Below are 19,608 nucleotides of genomic sequence, written 5' to 3'. Positions count from 1 at the left end.
GCTGCAGACCATCGATTAAGCAGAAACATAATAACGTTACCCTTAACGTTAATTCATGTTAAATGCCCGCTTCCGGCGCCGCCATGCGTGTTTTACCTGGGCTTGGCGAATCGACGCGGAGTCCGCGTAAACCGCGCCGGATCCCGGCCCAGTAAGGAAAGCGGCTCGCGCCGTTTCTCCTGGCGGTCGCGTTGCGACTCGCGCTCCCTCTCCGTCACATCGCGCGTTTCATCGGACGTCGCGGCCTGCCCGCTGCGCGCATTGACAGCGGACGCGAAATCGTCCTTCGACCCTTTGTTCGTCATGGCACTCTTCCCCGACCAAACCGGCACGTCAAACGACGGCTTGAACGTGCTCTCCCACCTGGGGACGCTCGAACGCCACCGCGTCGCCTTTCGCATCGAACAGCGTGACCGCGGACGAGGCCACCTTGATGGCCACGCGCGCGCCCGCCTCGTATTGCGCGTCCTTCTTGTCGAGCTTGAGCGCGACGGCGTGCGCCATGCCGTCGAGACGCGCGTGCAGGATCGAGACATCGCCCAGATGTTCGACCAGCTCCACGCGAGCGGCGATGCCTTCGTCCGCGAAGCCGATGCTCAAGTGTTCGGCGCGCACGCCCAGGGTCAATTCGCCATTGAGTGCGCGATCCGGGCGGCCCGACAACGCGATACGGTGGCTCGCTCCCGCAAGCGCGAGGACGGTCTGCACGCCGTTTTGCGACACGACCGTCGCGCCGAGCATGTTCATCTGCGGCGAACCGATGAAGCCGCCGACAAAACGGTTCGCGGGCCGGTCGTACAGATCGAGCGGCGCGCCCGTCTGCTCGATGTTCCCCTTGTTGAACACCACGATCTGCTCGCCGAGCGTCATCGCCTCGACCTGATCGTGCGTGACGTAAATCATCGTCGTGCCGAGTTCGCGGTGCAGCTTCGCGAGTTCGATGCGCATCTGCACGCGCAGCGCCGCGTCGAGATTCGACAGCGGCTCGTCGAACAGAAAGACGCGCGGCTTGCGCACGATCGCGCGGCCAATCGCGACGCGCTGCCGCTGGCCGCCCGAGAGCGCCTTCGGCTTGCGCTCGAGCAGGTGCGTGATCTGCAGGATTTCGGCAGCGCGGCCCACGACCTCGCGTACTTCGCGCTTCGATTTGCCCGAGAGCTTCAGCGAAAAGCCCATGTTCTCCGCAACCGTCATATGCGGGTAGAGCGCGTAGCTCTGGAACACCATCGACACGCCGCGGTCCACAGGCTGCAGATCGTTCACGCGTAGGCCGTCGATCAGAATGTCGCCGCCGCTCACTTCCTCGAGCCCGGCGATCATGCGCAGCATGGTCGACTTCCCGCAACCCGACGGCCCGACGAATACCGTGAACTGTCCATCAGGAATATGAAGATCGATGCCCTGAATGATCTGCGGACCTTCGCCATACGTCTTCACGACGTTGCGCAATACGAGTTCGCCCATTGTTATGTCCTCCTTAGTACGCTTGATCGGCGGCGGCATGTTCCGCGATGACCTTGCCATACCAGTGCGCGCTGTCCTTCAGCGTCCGCTTCTGGGTCTCGTAGTCGACGTACACCATGCCGAAGCGCTTGTCGTAACCGGACGCCCATTCGAAGTTGTCCAGCATGCTCCATGCAAAATAGCCGGCCACGTCCACGCCTTGTCGTGCGGCTTCGGACAATGCGGCGAGGTGCAGATCGAGGAAACGGATGCGGTCGGTGTCCTGCACGCGGCCGTTTTCGAGCACGTCTTTCGACGCGCAGCCGTTCTCGGTGATGAAGATCGGCGGCAGCTTGTACTCGGCATTGAGCTTCGTGAGCAGTTCGGTCAGACCTTCCGGATAGACTTCCCAGTCCATGTCCGTGAAGCCGTGCACGCCCGGTGGACGCTTGTTGCCCGAAGCGCTCGCGAAGATACGCGTGTAGTAGTTGATGCCGAGGAAGTCGAGCGGCGTGCCGATGATGTCGAAGTCGCCTTCGCGGATCACCTCTTGCGGGCCGTTCGCGCCATACCATTGCAGCGCTTCGGCCGGATATTCGCCCTTGAAGATCGGGTCCATGTACCAGCGGACGAACTTCGCGTATTCGAGCGATGCGGCTGCGAGGTCTTCAGGCGCGTCGGTCGCGCCGTGTGCCGGCGACTGGTTGAGCACGATGCCGAGCGGCGCCTTCACACCATCGGCGCGCATGGCCTGAACGGCCAGGCCGTGCGAAAGCAGCAGATGATGCGCCACGTGCGCAGCCTTCTTCAGGTCGGCATTGCCCGGCGCGAAGTAGCCCGTTGCGTTGCCGAGCCATGCGGTACACCAGGGCTCGTTGTGCGTGGCGATCGACGCCACGCGGTCGCCCAGCACACTGCCGATCTTGCGGGCGTAGTCGGCGAAACGATAAGCCGTATCGCGGCTTTCCCAGCCGTTTTGCTCCGTCTGCAATGCTTGCGGCAAGTCCCAGTGATACAGCGTCGCGAACGGCTGGATGCCGCGCTCGAGCAAGCCGTCGACCAGACGCTCGTAGAACGCGAGGCCCTTTTCGTTGTACGCGCCGCGGCCATCCGGCTGCACGCGCGGCCATGCAATCGAAAAGCGATAGGCGTTGACGCCCATTTGCGCCATCAGATCGAGATCTTCCTCGAGGCGATGGTAGTGATCGCAGGCCACGTCGCCGCTTTCGCCTTTCACGACCTTGCCGGGCACGCGGCAGAACGTGTCCCAGATCGATTCGCCACGGCCGTCCTCACGGGCTGCGCCTTCTATCTGATACGAGCTGGTGGCCACACCCCAGACGAAATTTTCCTTGAATTGAAACGTCGACATAACGGTAGGTATCCTGAATAGTCGTGTCCGCTCTTGCTCGAGCGGCATGAAATGAACGAAGCGAAACTCAAGCCTTGACCGCGCCGGTCGTCAAACCGTCGATCAAGCGCCGCGAGGTGAAAGCGAACAGCACCAGCAACGGCACCACGGCGACCGCCGAGCCTGCCATTACCGCGCCCCAGTCCGAATTGGTCGGGCTTTGCAAAATGCGCAGCGCGAGGGGCAGCGTGTACATCGAGGGCGAACGCAGCACCACGAGCGCCGAGAGGAAGTTATTCCAGGCCTGAATGAAACTGATGAGCCCGAGCGTGCCCAGTGCCGGCCCAAGCAGCGGCAGCACGATGCTCCAGTAGATGCGGAACTCGCCGCAGCCGTCGATGCGCGCCGCCTCGATCAGGTCGGACGGAATGGCCGACGCGATGTACTGGCGCATGAGGAACACGCCGAGCGCGGCAGCCGCGCCGGGCACGTAGAGCGCGCGCGGCTGATTGATCCAGCCGAGCAGATTCATCGTCATAAAGGTCGGAATCATGCTGAGGAACGGCGGCACCAGCATGGCCGTGAGCGCGACGGCAAAGAGCGTCTTCTTGAAGCGGAACTCATACATCGCAAACGCGTAACCGGCCATCGAGGTGACGAGCAGGGTCAGCACGGTCTGGATCGTGGCCGTATAAAAACTCCAGCCCAGATTGCGCCAGAACGGAATGTGACGCATGAGCGACGCCATGTTGTCGAGAAACGCGTTGCCGAACCACAGCGGCGGCGGCATCGAGAAAATTTCGGAACTCGTATGTGTAGCGAAGACGAACATGAACCAGAACGGCGAGAACATCAGCACCGCGCCCGCCAGCACGACTGCGTAGCCCGTATGACGCGCCTTGTTTTTCGACAGTTTCATCGCTGTGCCTCTTCTTTCATGCCGCTGCGGTGGAAAATGCGCGTGTTGAGCCACATCAGCGCGGAGATCGTGATAAAGAGCAGCCAGGCAATCGAACTGGCCGTGCCGAAGTCGCCGTCGTGGAATGCCGTGCGATACATGTAGACCGCCGTCGTCAGGCCGGACTGGCTTGTGCCCATGCCTTCGTTCGGGAGCAGGATGAACGGCTCTTCGAACAGTTGCAGCCCACCGATGATCGAAAGCGTGACCGCGAAGAAGATCATCGGCTTGAGAAGCGGAATCGTGATGCGCGTGAACTGTTGCCAGCCATTGGCGCCGTCGATGCGCGCCGCTTCGTAGAGATCCTTCGGAATGGTTTGCAGCGCGGACAGATAAAGCACCGTATTCCAGCCCACGTAGCGCCAGAAGACGACGACGGAAACCGCCGGCTTCACGTTCGCGGGGTTATACAGCCACTCGATCGGTTTCGAAGGCACGATCCAGTGCAGCCCCGGAATCTTGCCGATCTCGGCGATCGCGAGATTGATCATGCCGAAGTCGGTCGAATACAGCGACGAGAAGATCAGCGCGATCGCCACGCTCGACGTGATGAAAGGCAGGAAATACAGCCCGACCACGAAATTGCGCCAGCGGCGAAATGCGGTTTGCAGAAAGAACGCCAGCGGCAGCGCAATGAGGTGCTGCGGCACGCCGGACATGACCGCCATCGAAGCCGTGTTGTAGAGCGATTTCCAGTACCACGGGTCCGTCAGCGTGAAGGTGAAGTTCGACAGGCCCACCCACTTCATGCTCGCCAGCCCCGCTGTCGCGTCCCAACTCTGGAACGAGAGATACAGCGAAAACAGCAGCGGAAAGGCCAGAAACACGGCGAACAGCAGAAAAAACGGCGCGAGAAAGAGGTACGGCGCAATCTTGACCGGATTGAACCGCGGCTTGCCACGAGCGTGGGCGAGCGGCGCGTGCGTATCGGGCACGAGCCCTTCCCGGGAAACCTGTTCAGTTGTGGGCAGAGGAGAGTTCATCAATAATTCCGTCCATTCGGGCGTGGCCGGCCGGGGCGACCGGCCACGCTGTTGCAGCGGGCTTCAAAGCGCGGCGATGCGTGCCGCGCCGTTTCATCAGAGCCGCTTAACGGCGGACACGATGCGTGATTTCAGCCTGTGCTTCCTGCAGCGCCTGGTGGATGTCCTCGTTGCTGTCGACCACCTTGTCGAGCGCCGAGTGGACCGCCTCTTCGGCAACCTGGTCATACTTGCTGCGCTGGATCGCCGGGATATGCGCGGCCGCATCGCGCCAGATCAGGCGTGCCTTCTCGTTGCCGAGGAACGCCACCGGCTGCGCGAAGAAGTCGTCGTGCTGCGCCGACAGCAGCGCCGGGAAGGCGTCGATCGAGCGGAACGAAGCGAGCTGCTCGTCCGGGCGCGTCGTCAGGAACTTGATGAATTCCCACGACAGCTGCTTTTGCGTGGCCTTCACCGGAATCGACCAGAACGTGCCGCCGAACGATGCATAAGCGCCGTCGGGCAGATTCGTTGCGCGCCACAGGCCCTTCGTATCCGGCGCGATCCACGAGGAGAGGTGGCCGCCGAGCCATGCGCCCATCATTTGCGTGGCGACCGTGCCGCGCTTGAAGCTTTCGGCCCATTCGTTCGACCACGGCGTGATCTTCGCGTCGAGGCCGAGATCACGCGCCTTCTTCGCCAGCTCGAATGCCTTCACGAAACGCGGCGAGGTCACGACCGGATTACCGGCCTTGTCGAAGTACACGCCATCGCCTTCCTTCAGGTCGGCGCGAATATAGATGTCTTCGATATCGCGCGACGACGCCATCAGGTACGCGCCGGTCGCCTTCTTGATCTTCTGCCCGGCCGCCAGATACGACTCCCACGACTTGGTCAAGTCGGCTTCGGTCACGCCTGCCTTGTCGAGAATGTCCTTGCGGTAGAACAGCGTGCCCGGGCCGATATCGCCCGGCATGCCGACAATCTGTCCGTCCTGCGTCGTAGCCTGCGCGAACGTGTAGTTGATGAACTGGCTCTTGTACTGGCCTGCGTTATAGGGCGGCTTCGCCAGGTTCTCGAGACCGCCGCCCGCTGCGAAACGGCCAATGAAGCCGACTTCGACGGCCATCACGTCGGGCAGGTCCGAGCTCGTTGCGAGCGCGGTGGTCATGGCGTTGTGGTGATCGGCGATCGCCAGCGACGACACCTTGATGTCGACGTCCGGATGCAGCTTCTTCCACGCGGGAATCGCGTCCTTGATTTCCTGGTCGAGCTTCGGAAACACCGCGACGGTCAGCGTGGTGCTGGCATGCGCAGCCACGGTAGCCAGGCTGAGCAAAACTGCAGCGGCAGTGCCTGAAAAACGGAAATTCATTACATGTCTCCTGGTGAAACGTTTGTGAGTGACGTTCAATTGCTCCCCTGCTGCTACGAACTACTTCCCCTGTTGTATTCATTCGCAGTGCCTGACGCCCTGCTTGCCGCGCTCATCTGTTTGAAAGCGCTTTCACCGCAAAACTAAAAAAACGGCCCGATCTGGATTCGAACCTTATGCACCCGTCTCTCCCGGGCTCGGCGACGGCCCGATGCGACGCGTCGTCTCGCGCGTCACCAGCGTGAGCGGAATGGGGCTCAGTGTGATGGGCTGCTTGCGGATCATCTGCACGATGCCTTGCGCGGCGAGACGGCCGATTTCATAGGTCGGCTGGCGCACTGTCGTCAGAGGCGGCGTCATGTACGAAGAAGTCGGCAGATCGTCGAAGCCGACCAGCGACACATCTTCGGGCACGCGTACGCCGCGGCGGAACATCGCGAGACGCGCGCCGTACGCGGTCTGGTCGTTCGCGCAGAACACCGCGCTCAACGACTGCCGGCGCATCAGCAGCCGCTCCATGGCGGCGAGCCCGCCCGTTTCGAGGTAATCGCCCTGCTCGACCAGATCGGCGTCGAAGCCGATACCCGCTTCTTCCAGGGCGATGCGGTAACCGTCGAGACGTTCGATCGCGTCCTCGTGACTGCTCGGGCCGGCAATGAACGCGATCTCGCGGTGGCCCTGCTCGATCAGATGACGGGTCGCGTCGCGTGCGCCCTGCAGGTTGTCGATCGGCAGGCCAGCGAGCGCCGTGCCGTTTTGCACCGAGCGCCCAAGTACGAGCATGGGCGCGTAGCGCGAGTATTCGGTGAGCGTCGATTCGTCGAGTTGTGCATGCAACAGAATGATGCCGTCCACGCGGCGCGCGATGAATTCTTCGAGGCGCGCCTTTTCGTCGACGACATTCCAGCGGCTGCTCACGAAAATCGGCGTGAAGCCCGGCTCGGAAAGCGCCTCTTCGATACCGCGCAGCCACTCGGCGTAAAACGGGCTCGACACGGCTTGTGTCAGGACACCGATAGTTTCGGTGCGGCCGCTCGCAAGACTGCGCGCCAGCACATTCGGACGATAGTTAAACCGCGCGATCGCCTCTTCCACCGCGCGCTGCTTTTCGGGGAGAACACGCGCGGTGCCGTTCAGGATGCGCGACACCGTGCTCGGAGACACGCCGGCTGCGCGCGCAATTTCTTCCAGCGTCACGTTGGGACCCGGAGTGGGTCCGCTCTGGACACTGGGCGCGCCGGGTGCTTCGTTGGTGCCGTCGGTCATGAGTTCCGCCTGAACATTTGCATGAAAGCGCTTTCAAACACTAAAAAAAGCGCTCCCGGATACGAATTCGAAGGGGCTAAAAGAACGCAGAAAAAGCAGCCGGTGCGACCAGGGTGGAGGAGAGATCGCACCGGCCTCTCTATGTAGAGAATTAAGCAGTACCTAACACAAAGAGATCACAACAACTACAGGTCAAACGAAGTCAAATCAGAACATGTGCATGATGCCCGCGAACACGCCGGTCTGGCTGTGGCCGTAGTTCGGGTTGTCGTTCGAAGACGTGCCCGTCGTCGCGTCGAAGTTGTTGTTGCCGTACGAACCGTTGCCAAGGTTGATGTTCGACGTCGAGCTGTTGTGCACGTAGCCGGCTTCCGCGTACAGGAACGTACGCTTCGACAGGTTGTAGGTCGTACCGAGCGTGAACAGCGTGGCGTTGCCGTTGCCGTTGTTCGCGTTCGCGTGGAACACCGCAGCCGTGATCGCCGAAGCGTCGTTCACCTGCCAGCCAGCGCCGATCCACTCGTGGTCCACCGCCGTCGGTGCGCGCACGCCAGCCGGCTGCGACGCGTCGGTCACGCCCATGCTTGCGTTGGTGGCGCTCGGTGCGCTCAAATGCTGGTAGCCAGCGTAGATCTTCACCGGACCGATCACGTACGTGCCGCCAGCGAGAATCGAGCGCGAAGCCGAATACACGTTGTTGAACGAACCGTCCGCGCCGCGGACTTCGTCATAGATCACACGGAAATCGCCACTGCCCCAGGTATAGATGCCTTCGATCGCGTTCGTACGGCCCTGGCCCGTCGGGACGCCCTTCGCGTTGACCGGCGCCGAGTTCCAGCTCGTGTTGTTGGTCAGCGAATACTGGCCCTTGAACACGAGACCGCCGAACAGCGTGGGCGAATCATATTCGGCGCCGTTGCTCGTGCTCGCCCAGTTGCGGCCGCGCACCAGCGTCGAGATGGCGTAACGCTGCATCAACTGCGGGTCCGCGCCCCAGCTGTCCTGCGAAAGTTCGCCGGCGCCGAGATTACCCATCTTGAACAGACCGAAGCGGTCGTTGCTGAAGCCCACCGTGGCGTGACGACCGAACAGGTTGCCTGCCGAGGCGCCCGTCATCGTATTGAGCTGGCCTTCCAACTGGAACACCGCCTTCGTGCCGCCGCCGAGATCTTCCGAACCCAGCAAGCCGAACCAGGAGCAACCCCAGTCGCCGCTCTGTGCCGAGAACCTGTTACCGCCCGGCAGGCCGGTTTCGTACTGCACGCCGTTGTCGATACGGCCATACAGTGTGACGCTGCTTTGCGCGTGCGCCATCGTCGTCGCAGCTGCCATCACCGACAATGCAATAAGCTTCTTTTTCATTAGCTATCCTATATATATTTTGGCGTCTCCAAACCGCGCAGGTCGCGTGCGCTCTACACGTTCCCTACCAGGCTGCCTCACTGAAATGTTCCGAATCACATTTCGAGGCGATTATAGGGACGCCCCTGCCCCGTGTATCGAACCGGCGGGCTAGGGAAAACGCTGTTACCGATAACAGTTGCGCGACGCGCGGCCCCGGAGTAGGCCCCTGCTTTGTGACCATTCCGTTATGGTCATAAAGCTCGCAACTCCGTTTGCGGTCGTGAGGGAAAATATGCGCAGCGAGGGAAATGTACCGAACAGCCGTGCTACTTCGGCCAAATCGCGCTTGACAGCGCTTTCAAAAGCGACGCTCTGACGTTGTGAAGTTGCAACGGCGACACGAGAGTTTCTTGCCTGTTGCGTCCGCAGCGTTGCAAATCTGCTGATAGCGCTGTCACCAGCAGGCCTGGGCAATAGCGACTATGATCAAGGTATACCCTGCCGGGCAACGAGTCGAGATTCTCCGGTAAGCACATTCAGCGCGGGCGTTGAATCAATCCCGCGGGCTTTCCGGCTTTAGACCATCGCGCCACGCAATTCCCCGCGCCTCGACTCCCGCTGTTCCCCGCCACGTCGCGCGCGACGTCCCGTCCGAACGCAATGCACCAGCACGCACCAGCGCAACTTTCGCCGGGCGACGGCGCTGCCGTTCCATGCCCGGCTGGCGGAACCCCTGACGCGTCCTTGCGGTGACCATTGCACCGCGCACTGCGCGGGCTGATTTGCCCTCTGACTTCCGCGGCCCTGCGTTGAAGAAGGACCGGAAGACTTGCTGCCGGATGTGACCGGCATTTTTGCCACACTGCAAGGAGGTATCGTGAAAGCCATCATCACTTCCACGCTCGCATTGCTGATTTCCAGCGCCATGGTGCCGGCCGCACAGGCTCAAACCGACTCAGGCGCGAGCAACCCGCAACTCGCGCACAACGTGCGGGTCGCTTTTGCGCGTAATGGCGTCAACACTTCTCATATCTTTGTCTTTGCTCGCGGGGGCACCGTCACGCTGCTCGGATGGGTCGACGCGCACGAACAGGTCGCGCTGGCCGAGCGCAGCGCGGCTTCGGTCGAGGGCGTGCAATCGGTGGACAGTTGGCTTGCGCGTGGACGCTGAGGTCAATGCGATCGAATGCATCGCCGCGCGCGGACGGCGCGCTTCTCGTCCGCGCGCCGTTCTTTATCGATCGCGCTGCGCGATGCCGTGTCTGATCCGTTTGATCCAGCCGCCGCGCCCATAGTCGGTCTGCTGCAGAAACACGGCAATCACGATGATCAGGCCTTTGAGGACTAGCTGCGTATTGCTGTCGATATCGTTGAGCAACAGGATATTGCCGAGGAAGCCGAATATGAGGACGCCCGCCACGGTGCCCGATATCCGTCCGACTCCGCCGGCCAGGCTCGTGCCGCCAATCACAACGGCCGCAATCGCATCGAGTTCCCAGCCGGTTCCGGCATCGGCCTTCCCCTGGCGGTACTGCGCCGCATAGAGCACACCAACGAGCGCCGAGAGCAGGCCGGAAATGGCGTAGGCCATCAGCTTGTAGCGGTTGACGTCGAGCCCTGAAACCACGGCGCATTTCTCGTTGCCGCCTATCGCGTACAGATATTTGCCGAACACCGTGCGGTTCATCACGAAGCTGAAGACGAGCGCGATCACGAGAAAGAAAAGCGCAGGCACGGGAATCAGATTGAACAGCAGCGCGCGCAGATTCTCGATTTCGGCGGTCGCATTCGTTCCGCTATAAATCGAATAGACGGCGGTGTCCTGCCCGGCGATCAGCCGCGCGGCGCCGAGCACGCCGACCATCGCCGCGAGCGTGACGATGAACGGTTGCATGCGCCCGCGCGTGATGATCCAGCCGTTGATGCTGCCTACCGTGAAGCCCGCAAGCGGCACGATCCAGAGCACGCCGGCGAGCGGCATGCGGTGCGCCGCGTGCAACACGATATACAGGCACGCCAGCGCCGCGCACAGCAGCGCAATGCCGCCGCGCACCGCGCGTGCGGCGCCCATATGCGCGCGATGCGAACGCAGCGGCCTGCGCCATGCACCGAGCACGATGAACACGATCGAGAACACGGCAATCGCATTGAGCACGAGCGAGGCGTAAGTCGCCCGGTTCCATCCCTCGGTAGTCAGCAGCATGGCGGTCAGCACGCTGCCGAGGCCCATGATCGCGCCGACGGAAAGATCGATACCCGCGGTGATGATCACGAGCGTCATGCCGATCGACATCACCCCGACGTTGGCGACCTCGCGAAACACGTCGGAGATATTGGCGCTGGAAAGAAAGATGTTGCTGCCATCGGTCGAGTGAGGCGAAGTGAACGCGCCCACCACGAGCAACAGGATCAGCCCCAGGTAGTACTTCAGGTGCGTCATGAGCGTGCTGATTTGACGCCTGCGCGTGGGCGCGTCCGGCTCGGCGACATGGTCCTGCACATGCAGCATGGTCAGTCTCCAGTCAGTATCGATTCAAGGCGAAGCAAGATTGATCAGCAGGTCGCCGGAAAAATCGCTGCGCGGTACGATCTGTTTGGCGCGCCCTTCGCACAGCACGAGAATGCGGTCGCACAACAAGGTCAATTCGTCGATTTCCGAACTGGCGATCAGCACCGTCACGCCCGAGCGCGCCGCGTCGAGTATCTGGCGGTAGATCTCCGCTTTGGCGGCGACGTCGACGCCGCGCGTCGGTTCGTCGAGCAGCAGGATGCGCGGCTTCGTCATCAGCCATTTGCCGATAATGAGCTTCTGCTGATTGCCGCCCGACAAGCTACTGGCGCTTTGCGCGAGGCTGCGATGCTTGACCCGCGAGGCCCGCGCCTGTTCGGCGGCCCAGCCGCACAGCCTGCGCCGCCGGTAGAACGGAAAGCCGGGCACGCGCGGCAACGACGGCAGCACGAAATTCGCTTCGAGCGACTGGTCGAGCACGAGGCCATCCTTCTTGCGGTCTTCGGTCACGAAGGCAAGACCCGATTCTGCGGCTTCGTTCGGCGACCTGAATGACCGGTTCCGCCCGGCAATGGCAATGGCGCCCTCCTGCTGGTAGGCCGAAATCCCGTAGATCGCTTCGAGCACTTCGGTCTTGCCCGCGCCGAGCAGACCCGAGAGGCCGAACACTTCGCCCTCGCGCACCGCGAACGACACGTCGCGCACCATCGCGCGCGCCGGTCCCCACAGCGACAGATTGCGCACTTCCACACTCGTGCTGCGAGCGCGTGGCGCCTCGTCCGCGCCGCGCTCTGGCGGCGCGAAGTCCTTGCCGATCATCATCGAGACGAGTGCCGTCGAGGACTCCACCTGCGCGACCGGCAGCGTCGAGATGCGCCGGCCGTCACGCAGCACGGTCACGCGGTCGGCCACGGCGAAGACTTCGCCCAGCCGGTGGCTGATCAGCACGATGCCCATGCCGCGTTCGCGCAGTTGCCGCGTGAGCACGAGGAGTGCGGAGGTCTCCGCGTCGGAGAGCGCCGAGGTCGGCTCGTCCATGATCAGCACCCGAGCTTCGGCCACCAGCGACTTGGCAATTTCCACGAGTTGTTTTTCGCCCACCCGCAGCGCGCCGACCAGCGTATCGGGACTCGCGCGAAAGCCCAGTTGGCCGAGTATGCTGCGCGCTGCCGCGCGCATGGCGCGCCGGTCGGGAAAGCCCCAGCGCGTGCGCGGTTCCTTGCCAAGGAATATGTTGTCGACGGCGGAAAGCGTATCGACGAGATTCAACTCCTGATGAATGACCGCGATCCCTGCATCGATCGCGTCGTTGACGCTCGCGAGGCGCGTGGGCACGCCCCGCACGCGTATCGTGCCGCTGTCGGGCGTATAGAGCCCGCCCAGCATCTTCATCAGGCTCGACTTGCCCGCGCCGTTCTCGCCGACGAGCGCATGCACCTCGCCCGCTACGACATCGAAGTCGACGCTCGACAACACGGCGCTGCCGTTGAACGAAATCGACAGGCCAGCCGCCTCGATGAGCGGCGCGGTGGCGGTGGCATTCATTCAGGAGTGGCTAGCAATATACGCCTTGGCGTTGTCCGCAAAGATACCCTGGGTCGGCAACGTCACCTTCTTCGGGATCTTTTCGCCGTGCAGGAGCTTGAGCGCCTGGCGTATGCCTTCGGCGCCGGGCGTGGGGTACATGAACGTGCCGGCAAGCAGGCCTTGCGAGACCCACGTCGCGCCCTCCTGCGGCAACCCGTCGATGCCCACGAACTTGATGCTCTTGTCGCGCCCCGCGTCCTTGGCCGCGAGATAGGCGCCGTAGGCCATCGGATCGTTGTGCCCGTACACCACATCGATTTTCGGATTCACGCGCAACACCGTCTTCATGTACTCGTACGCCTTGTCCTGCTTCCAGTCGCAGTCCACGCGTTCGCCAACGAGCTTGATGCCCGACTCCTTGCCGATCACGCTCGCCGCGCCGTCGTGGCGGTCGTGCGCCGGCTGCGCGCCGAAGCCGCCCCAGACCTCGACGAGATTGCCCTGCGCGTGGCCCGGGCCGCCCATCAGCTTGACGATGAATGCGCCGGCTTCGCGGCCGATCTGCACGTTGTCGCCGCCGATGAACTGCGTATAGGATTCGCCGTTCACCTCGCGGTCGAGCACGAACACAGGAATGCCCGCCTTATAGGCCTTTTCCACCACGCCGGTCAGCCCGGCCGACTCCTTTGGCGAAATGAAGATCGCATCCATTTTCTGGGCGATGAAATTCTCCATGTCCGCATTCTGCTTGTCGGTGCGGTCGCCGGCGTCGGCAATGATCAGATCGACCTCGGGATGCTTCGCGGCTTCGGCTTTCATGTCCTTGTTGAACTGCACTCGCCAGGGCTCGACCGTGGTCACCTGCGAGAAGCCGAAGCGGTATTTCTTCTGCTGCCCGAACGCGGGCGCACTGAGCGTCCCGAGAAGACCCGCTGCGCCGGCAAGCGGCACGGCGACCAGACCCGCAACCAGAATGCGTCGTTGACTGTCCATTGCCCTGTCTCCTTTGTTGTCTGAACCGGGCGGCGCGTGCGGCCGGCCTCGGGTGCTGCGAAAAATAAAACGTTATAGCGGCGGCGCGGCGGAGGCGCGCGCCGCTTCGCCCCATTCGTCATACCGCACCGGGCCCGTGCTGTCGCGCACGCGCAAGTCGGCACGCATGCGCAAGTGCACGATCTCCGGGCTCTCGCCCAGCAACTGCTTGTGCAGGAGATGCCAGATGCCGCGGGCAATCGCTTCGGCGGGCTGACGAATCGAACTGATGCCGGGGCGCAGTACCGACATCCACGGCGCGTCGTCGAAGGAAAGCAGCGAGATGTCGTCCGGCAGCTGCAGGCCCGCATCGCGGATCGCCCGCAGCGCGCCGAGCGTCGCGACGTTCGCGCCTGTGAAGAGCGCAGTGGGGCGTTCGCGCGCGGCGAGCACGCCGAGCGTCGTCGCGTGGCTTTCGGTATCGCTCATGCCGCACACCACGACGTTGGCGTGCTGCGCCAACCCGGCGCGCTGCATTGCGTCCTGGTAGCCCTGGGCCCGCTCGCGGCTGTTCACGAGATCGAGCGCATTGACGATGAACGTGATGCGGCGGTGACCGAGCGCGATCAGATGCGCGGTACCGTCCATCGCCGCACGATGACTGTCGGTCGTGACCGTGTTGGCGGGAAAACTGTTGTCCACGCGATCGGCCATCACGAGCGGCACGTCGCATTCCCGCAGTTCGCTGATTGCGTGCTCGTAGCCGTGGCACGGAATGATGATCATGCCCGCGACCTGGCGCGAGAGGACGAAGCGGATGCGCTCCGCTTCGCGCTCCGGGTCCTCCTGGGCGTGCGCGAGGATGAGCCGGTAACCTGATTCGAGCGCGTGGTCTTCGAGCGCGCAGACGAGTTCGATGAAGAACGAATTGGTCAGGTCGGGCACGACAAAACCAATCGACGTGGAGCGGCAACTGCGCAGTTCGGCGGCCAGACTATTGCGCCGGTAGCCGAGCTTGCGAGCCGCCTCCCAGACCTGGCGCTGGCGCGCTTCGCTCACGTTTGCTGCACCCGCGAGCACCTTCGACGCCGTGCCCAGCGAGACTCCCGCCGCATTCGCGACGTCCTTGAGCGTACTGGCACTTTTCTTGCGGTCGTCCATGCTGGTCTTTCCGCCCGAGGTGATGCGCCGGCATTATCCGTCCGTTACCCGTCCGAACTGAAACGTTTCATAGAGTAGGAAATGGATTTTCAGGCTTCAAGGGAGGGTTTTTCCGGGTCGCCGGGGAGCGCGCGCGAGGACTAGCGGTGATTCACGAAGTTGATGATGTCGTTGAGAAAGCTCAGAGGTCGCCTATAAACAATCAGCGAGACGGCGCCAAAGCCTTGTCTGGCAAGGGTTTTCGCCCGACGCCCGTGCGGGTGTAGCGCGGTCTTGTAACGCATCCAGTGTGAAACCGAAAGACCGGCGGGCTCAAAGCTGCCCACCCCACGCCCTTCTCCCATCTCAACGCGCATGCGCGTGGTAGGGCTCCTCATCGGAAGCGGAAATTCGATCAAAACGGACCGAGTTCATTGAGGTCGGTCGTCAGATCGCGGTCCCTTCGTCGCTTCTTAAGGTACTGCGGTCATCCGACGGCCGGTCTTGTTGGTCGGGCATCGGCCAACACAGTCAACAGCGCCGCAGACCTTATCGACTTGGCGTACGCCGAGTTCCGAGTCATTGGATTTGAGGAAGCCGCGTCAGAGAGAGATTGCGCCGGAAGCTACTTGTATTGCCGCAGCAATCTCGTCTTCGCTGCGCCCCCCATTGATTGCAATGCTTCCCCCAAAGACAAAGTGAGGAACCGAACGGACACCGGCATCGGCCGACTTGGCCGCTTCCTGCTCGACGCGGCGGTGCTGTTTGGGATCAAGTGCAATGGCACGCGCCTGATCGCGGTCGAAACCGTAGTCGGCTGCGATGTCGGCCAGCACGTCCGCATCGGCGATGTTCTTCGCTGCGATGAAATAAGCATGGGTGATTGCAACTGCGAGCCTGTGCTGCGTGCTACGCCCAGCGGCCGCCAGAATCAGCGCATGAGCAGCTTGAGTCGGATAGGTCCAGAGTTGGCGGCCAAGATCCAGGTCGAAGCCCGAAGCGCGAGCTTCTCCCTCGGGGCGAGCAAAGGCGACCTTCGGATCGGTTATGCCGTAGCGCGAACGCAGCAAGTCGGGAACATAGAGGCCACCTGCCGGCGCATCGGGCAGCAGCAGGACGGGATGCTGCCGAATGTCAACGGCCAGGTCGGGAAAACGCTCCGCCAGCACTTTGTCGAGACGGTGATGTCCGACGATGCACCACGGACATGTGATTTCAGTATAGAGATCTATTTGCATAACCATCCTCTCGTGATCTGGTCTTCGCGCTATGAATTTGAAGGTAGTTCGGCATCGATTCCGCTCAGTTGAACCGATACGTCCCACAGTCGTCTTGCGAGTTCTGGATTCCGCGCGTCCTGAGACGGAGTGCATTCACCAGAGGGGCCTCGCAATTCAGAAGTTCTCGTCGGCCCGTAATAGCCGCCGGACTTTATTTGTCCGGTCGCCGCCTGCAATGCACCCCACGCGCCCTGAGCCGGCGTATTGAAGAACAGGCCGATCAATGACATTGCGATGTTGCCCCACCAGCTATCGCGCGCAAGGTTGGTTCCAGCAAGGCCCGGATGGCAGGCCACTGCCGTAACAGGTATACCCGCCGCTCGCAGTCGCCGATCCAACTCAAAGATAAAAAGCAGATTCGCAAGCTTGCTGGCTGCATAGCGAGGCATCCACTTGTAACTCTTCTCCGCATCAAGATCGTCCCACTCGATCTTCGCGTCCTTGTGCAGGCCGCTGCTCGTGACAACGATGCGCGTCCCGGATGTTTCCGTGAGCTTGGGCAGCATGAGCGCAGTGAACGCAAAGCAACCAAGATGATTGACGCCGAATGTCAGCTCGAAGCCTTGCACCGTATGCTTTAGCTTCGGCCCTTGCACGCCCGCATTATTGATGAGCGCGTCGATGCGCGGTTCCTTTTCGGCCAGTTTTGCTGCGTTCCGCACGCTCGTCAGATCTGCGAGGTCAAGCGGCAGGAATGCGAGATTCGCTCCAGGGGTCTTCAGACGAATCCGGCTGATAGCCGCTTCCGCTTTCGACTCGTCACGGCACGCGAGAAGCACCCTGGCTCGCCGTGCCGCCAACGTACTCGCTATTTCAAAGCCTATGCCGGTGTTGGCGCCGGTGACGATAAAAGTCTTTCCCGATTGATCGGGTACATCAGCATGGGTGAATCCGCTCATGGAGTGAACCTTGTCGAGACGTTATTGCGTTAATGGTTAGCGATGCCTGGCGCGGCACGCACGAACTTCCTGTCGGTCACCTGGTCAACCAGGAACTTCGCAAGATTGCCTCTGGAGAGCTTCATGCTGAGTTTGGTTTTTCCATACCAACCTACATCCACGCTGCCATCCGCGGGACCATCCTTGAGGTTCGGAATGCGTACCAGTGTCCAGTCCAGGTCCGAATTGGCGACCAATTCGCCAGTCGCCTTGATGTCCTCATACCCTTTGCGCGCGATAACCTTGAACAACAGCGCGAACGCATGGGGTTTGAATGCAAAGCCATCCTTGGGATCGCGATAGGCAGCCGTAGAAATCTGGATAAGACGGCGCACGCCTGCGTGCTTCATCGCGGCGATGATGTTGGTCAAGCCGTGCATGATCGGCTTATCGCCTTGCACCTTGAGACTGTTGGGACCAAGGGCACTGATGACTGCATCGGCACCTTGAACGCTCCTCGCAATGGCACTCTGGTCTTGCAGGTCGCCGACAACGATTTCTACCCTTCCCGCGAACGACGCGAGTTTCTTTGCGTCGCGCGTATAGACCGACAGGTTGTAGCCCTGCTTCAAGGCTTCCTCGATGATGTGCCTTCCGGTCGGCCCAGTCGCACCGAACAGCGCGATGGTTTTTTTTCCGGCCATGAGGTCACGCAGCTTTCGCCAGCAAGGCTTTGATGGCCGTATCGGTGTTGGCGATTGCGGCCTTCGCCGCATCGGGGCCCAAAACCGTGCCTTCGACACGCACCACTTCAACGTCGGTCAGACCGATGAAACCGAACAGGTGCAGTAGATAGTTGGTCTGAAAGTCGAACGGTGCCCAGGCACCTTCCGAGAACACGCCGCCGGTAGCGGTAACTAGATAGACCTTTTTGCCGGTCAGCAGCCCCTTCGGCCCAGCATCGCGGTAGCCGAAGGTGACGCCCGGCCAGGTGACGTGATCGAACCACGCCTTGAGCTGCGAGGGCAGACCGAAGTTGATCATGCCCGAACCGAGCACGATCACATCGGCGACCTTTAACTCATCGACCAACTCTTGCGCGACCTTCACCGCCTCGACCTGTTCCGGTGTGCGATCTTCGGGCGACGTGCTCCGGCCTTGGATGTAGGCCGGTGCGATGTGCGGCGGTGGATTCGCGGCGAGGTCGCGCACGGTCAGCGGGCCGCCCGAGCGGGCCTGGACGCCTTCAGCAATTTCGGCGGCGAAGCGGGTGGAAAGGCTGTCAGCCCCGCGCGGACTGGAAGTGACAAGTAGGGTATGGCTCATGACGGCTCCTAGGTATAAAATGAGAACCAAGTTCGATATTGATTCTGACTTACCAATTCATACAAAGGATGGTATGGTTCCCGCCGTTTCCCCACAAGAAGGCACACGCATGTCACTTAGTCACACCGAGCTACCTGCCGATATGCCTGCACCTGACGCGGGCGGCTGCCTGGCAACCCGTGAAATCCTGGATCGCATCGGCGACAAGTGGAGCCTCTACATTGTCGCCATGCTGGCTAATGGCCCGCGGCGCTTCAACGAATTGAAACGCGGCATCGACGGCATTTCCCAGCGGATGCTTACGCTGACCTTGCGCGGGCTGGAACGCGACGGACTGGTAACGCGAACGATGTATCCAACGATTCCGCCGCGCGTCGATTACGAACTCACTGACATGGGAAGAACGCTGTTGAAGCCGGTCATGGCGTTGGTCAACTGGGCGAGCGAGAATCAAGTCGCCATTGCCGAGGCGCATAAACGTTTTGACGAGGAGCCGGAGCCAGATCAGGTCTTGGTTCAGGGCGTTGTCTACCAGCGTCGATAAACGAGCCGAGGCTGTAGGCTTGTGCAAACACAGCGACGAAATCCAACTGACGGCTCGCGGCGGGACCGGTCCCAACGCGGATCTTTCGTGGGGTGAGAAGGCGCTGCATTTTCCGATCTATCCAAACAACAGTCGGCCACGGGCGATCGGAAAAGTCGCATAGCCTGACCTGGGTGTCCGTTCCCTGAGCCAAACGGGACACCTCAACGTCTCGCCGTCGACGCAAACCAATGACGCTTCATGGCCGACCGGCGCCCGACGACCGAACGACACTACGTGTTTTGGAATGAGGCTAGCGATAGTTCACGAAGTTGATGATGTCATTGAGGAACCACGGGAGAATCAGTTGCGTGTCGGGATCGCTAACGCCCACGGTGAGCCTCGGCGGCTTCGATGTGGGTGAACCGGGCTTCGCGCCATCAGGGATGTGCAGCATGTAGGTGGTGGTGTCGGCGGCGGGCGGCGACGGCGAAGCACAACCGGCAACGAGTAAGGCAAGGAACGCTGCGCAGCACAAGCGCTTCATGATAGGCAATCTCCAGCCACGTGATCTCGAGAAGCCCAAGCGTACCATCGGCCCCGCCGCTGCCGCGCAAAGCTGTGCATGCGCCGGATATGCCGAATTAATTCGATGCCGTGGCTTTCGCGCTTATTCGGCGCGAAATTCCACGTCTGAATATCGCCATACAAAGGGGAAAGGAACGAAGCATTGCGGCAATGGAAAGACCACGTT

At 61.7% G+C, this 19,608-nt stretch carries 19 protein-coding genes; 2 read left to right on the top strand and 17 right to left on the bottom strand.

The genetic code is table 11. The features are described from left to right. Positions 1-92 precede the first annotated feature (92 nt). The 8 genes from AB3X99_RS15875 to AB3X99_RS15840 all read right to left on the bottom strand — a co-directional run bounded on the left by AB3X99_RS15875 (position 93) and on the right by AB3X99_RS15840 (position 8,717). Complete coding sequence (locus AB3X99_RS15875) at positions 93-305, bottom strand: hypothetical protein (protein WP_368617457.1); 213 nt, start codon at positions 303-305, stop codon at positions 93-95. Between the two features lie 28 nt (positions 306-333). Then, positions 334-1,464 (bottom strand): sn-glycerol-3-phosphate ABC transporter ATP-binding protein UgpC, encoded by a 1,131-nt coding sequence (locus tag AB3X99_RS15870; RefSeq protein WP_342948219.1) that lies wholly within the window; start codon positions 1,462-1,464, stop codon positions 334-336. 13 nt (positions 1,465-1,477) lie between these two features. After that, entirely contained in the window at positions 1,478-2,815 is a 1,338-nt protein-coding gene (locus AB3X99_RS15865) for a GH1 family beta-glucosidase (RefSeq protein WP_342948220.1), read from the bottom strand. Between the two features lie 67 nt (positions 2,816-2,882). Next, positions 2,883-3,713, bottom strand: a complete 831-nt coding sequence (locus AB3X99_RS15860; RefSeq protein ID WP_368617456.1) for a carbohydrate ABC transporter permease — start codon at positions 3,711-3,713, stop codon at positions 2,883-2,885. Then, complete coding sequence (locus tag AB3X99_RS15855; protein ID WP_069262211.1) at positions 3,710-4,735, bottom strand: carbohydrate ABC transporter permease; 1,026 nt, start codon at positions 4,733-4,735, stop codon at positions 3,710-3,712. Before AB3X99_RS15855 ends, AB3X99_RS15860 begins: the two co-directional genes overlap by 4 nt. A 106-nt stretch (positions 4,736-4,841) precedes the next feature. Beyond that, positions 4,842-6,089, bottom strand: coding sequence for an ABC transporter substrate-binding protein (locus tag AB3X99_RS15850; protein WP_069262212.1), 1,248 nt, complete (start codon positions 6,087-6,089; stop codon positions 4,842-4,844). 174 nt (positions 6,090-6,263) lie between these two features. Further along, positions 6,264-7,355 carry a LacI family DNA-binding transcriptional regulator gene (locus AB3X99_RS15845; RefSeq protein WP_368617455.1) on the bottom strand — a complete coding sequence of 364 codons (1,092 nt, stop codon included), beginning with the start codon at positions 7,353-7,355 and terminating at the stop codon, positions 6,264-6,266. 207 nt (positions 7,356-7,562) lie between these two features. Beyond that, positions 7,563-8,717, bottom strand: coding sequence for a porin (locus AB3X99_RS15840; RefSeq protein WP_368617454.1), 1,155 nt, complete (start codon positions 8,715-8,717; stop codon positions 7,563-7,565). Between the two features lie 859 nt (positions 8,718-9,576). Between AB3X99_RS15840 and AB3X99_RS15835 the strand changes: the two genes are divergently transcribed. Then, positions 9,577-9,870 carry a BON domain-containing protein gene (locus AB3X99_RS15835; protein WP_069262430.1) on the top strand — a complete coding sequence of 98 codons (294 nt, stop codon included), beginning with the start codon at positions 9,577-9,579 and terminating at the stop codon, positions 9,868-9,870. 63 nt (positions 9,871-9,933) lie between these two features. Here AB3X99_RS15835 and AB3X99_RS15830 read toward each other — a convergent pair whose 3' ends face one another. The 8 genes from AB3X99_RS15830 to AB3X99_RS15795 form a co-directional block, all read right to left on the bottom strand. Further along, positions 9,934-11,208: an ABC transporter permease gene (locus AB3X99_RS15830; RefSeq protein WP_368617453.1), complete on the bottom strand. Its 1,275-nt coding sequence runs from the start codon at positions 11,206-11,208 to the stop codon at positions 9,934-9,936. A gap of 24 nt (positions 11,209-11,232) precedes the next feature. Next, a complete protein-coding gene (locus tag AB3X99_RS15825; protein ID WP_368617452.1) occupies positions 11,233-12,753 on the bottom strand; it encodes a sugar ABC transporter ATP-binding protein in 1,521 nt (506 codons plus the stop codon). Then, entirely contained in the window at positions 12,754-13,728 is a 975-nt protein-coding gene (locus AB3X99_RS15820; RefSeq protein WP_069262217.1) for a substrate-binding domain-containing protein, read from the bottom strand. 72 nt (positions 13,729-13,800) lie between these two features. Then, positions 13,801-14,868: a LacI family DNA-binding transcriptional regulator gene (locus AB3X99_RS15815; RefSeq protein ID WP_069262218.1), complete on the bottom strand. Its 1,068-nt coding sequence runs from the start codon at positions 14,866-14,868 to the stop codon at positions 13,801-13,803. Between the two features lie 581 nt (positions 14,869-15,449). Beyond that, entirely contained in the window at positions 15,450-16,085 is a 636-nt protein-coding gene (locus AB3X99_RS15810; protein WP_368617451.1) for a DsbA family oxidoreductase, read from the bottom strand. A 29-nt stretch (positions 16,086-16,114) separates the two neighbouring features. Next, positions 16,115-17,026 (bottom strand): oxidoreductase, encoded by a 912-nt coding sequence (locus AB3X99_RS15805; protein WP_368617450.1) that lies wholly within the window; start codon positions 17,024-17,026, stop codon positions 16,115-16,117. Positions 17,027-17,055: 29 nt separating this feature from the next. Then, positions 17,056-17,709, bottom strand: a complete 654-nt coding sequence (locus tag AB3X99_RS15800; RefSeq protein WP_368617449.1) for an NAD(P)-dependent oxidoreductase — start codon at positions 17,707-17,709, stop codon at positions 17,056-17,058. A gap of 4 nt (positions 17,710-17,713) precedes the next feature. Then, positions 17,714-18,331: an FMN-dependent NADH-azoreductase gene (locus tag AB3X99_RS15795; RefSeq protein WP_368617448.1), complete on the bottom strand. Its 618-nt coding sequence runs from the start codon at positions 18,329-18,331 to the stop codon at positions 17,714-17,716. A gap of 109 nt (positions 18,332-18,440) precedes the next feature. Here AB3X99_RS15795 and AB3X99_RS15790 point away from each other — a divergent pair, with 109 nt between their 5' ends. Then, positions 18,441-18,875: a helix-turn-helix domain-containing protein gene (locus tag AB3X99_RS15790; protein ID WP_342948231.1), complete on the top strand. Its 435-nt coding sequence runs from the start codon at positions 18,441-18,443 to the stop codon at positions 18,873-18,875. Positions 18,876-19,167: 292 nt separating this feature from the next. On the opposite strand, the gene AB3X99_RS15785 is transcribed toward AB3X99_RS15790, so the two are convergent. Continuing rightward, complete coding sequence (locus AB3X99_RS15785; RefSeq protein WP_368617447.1) at positions 19,168-19,401, bottom strand: hypothetical protein; 234 nt, start codon at positions 19,399-19,401, stop codon at positions 19,168-19,170. Positions 19,402-19,608 lie beyond the last annotated feature (207 nt).

The organism is Paraburkholderia sp. BR10882, assembly GCF_040948855.1.
GTDB lineage: Bacteria > Pseudomonadota > Gammaproteobacteria > Burkholderiales > Burkholderiaceae > Paraburkholderia > Paraburkholderia nodosa_A.
Note: the sequence above shows the minus strand (reverse complement) of the source record. Positions and strands in the feature narration are given on the sequence as shown.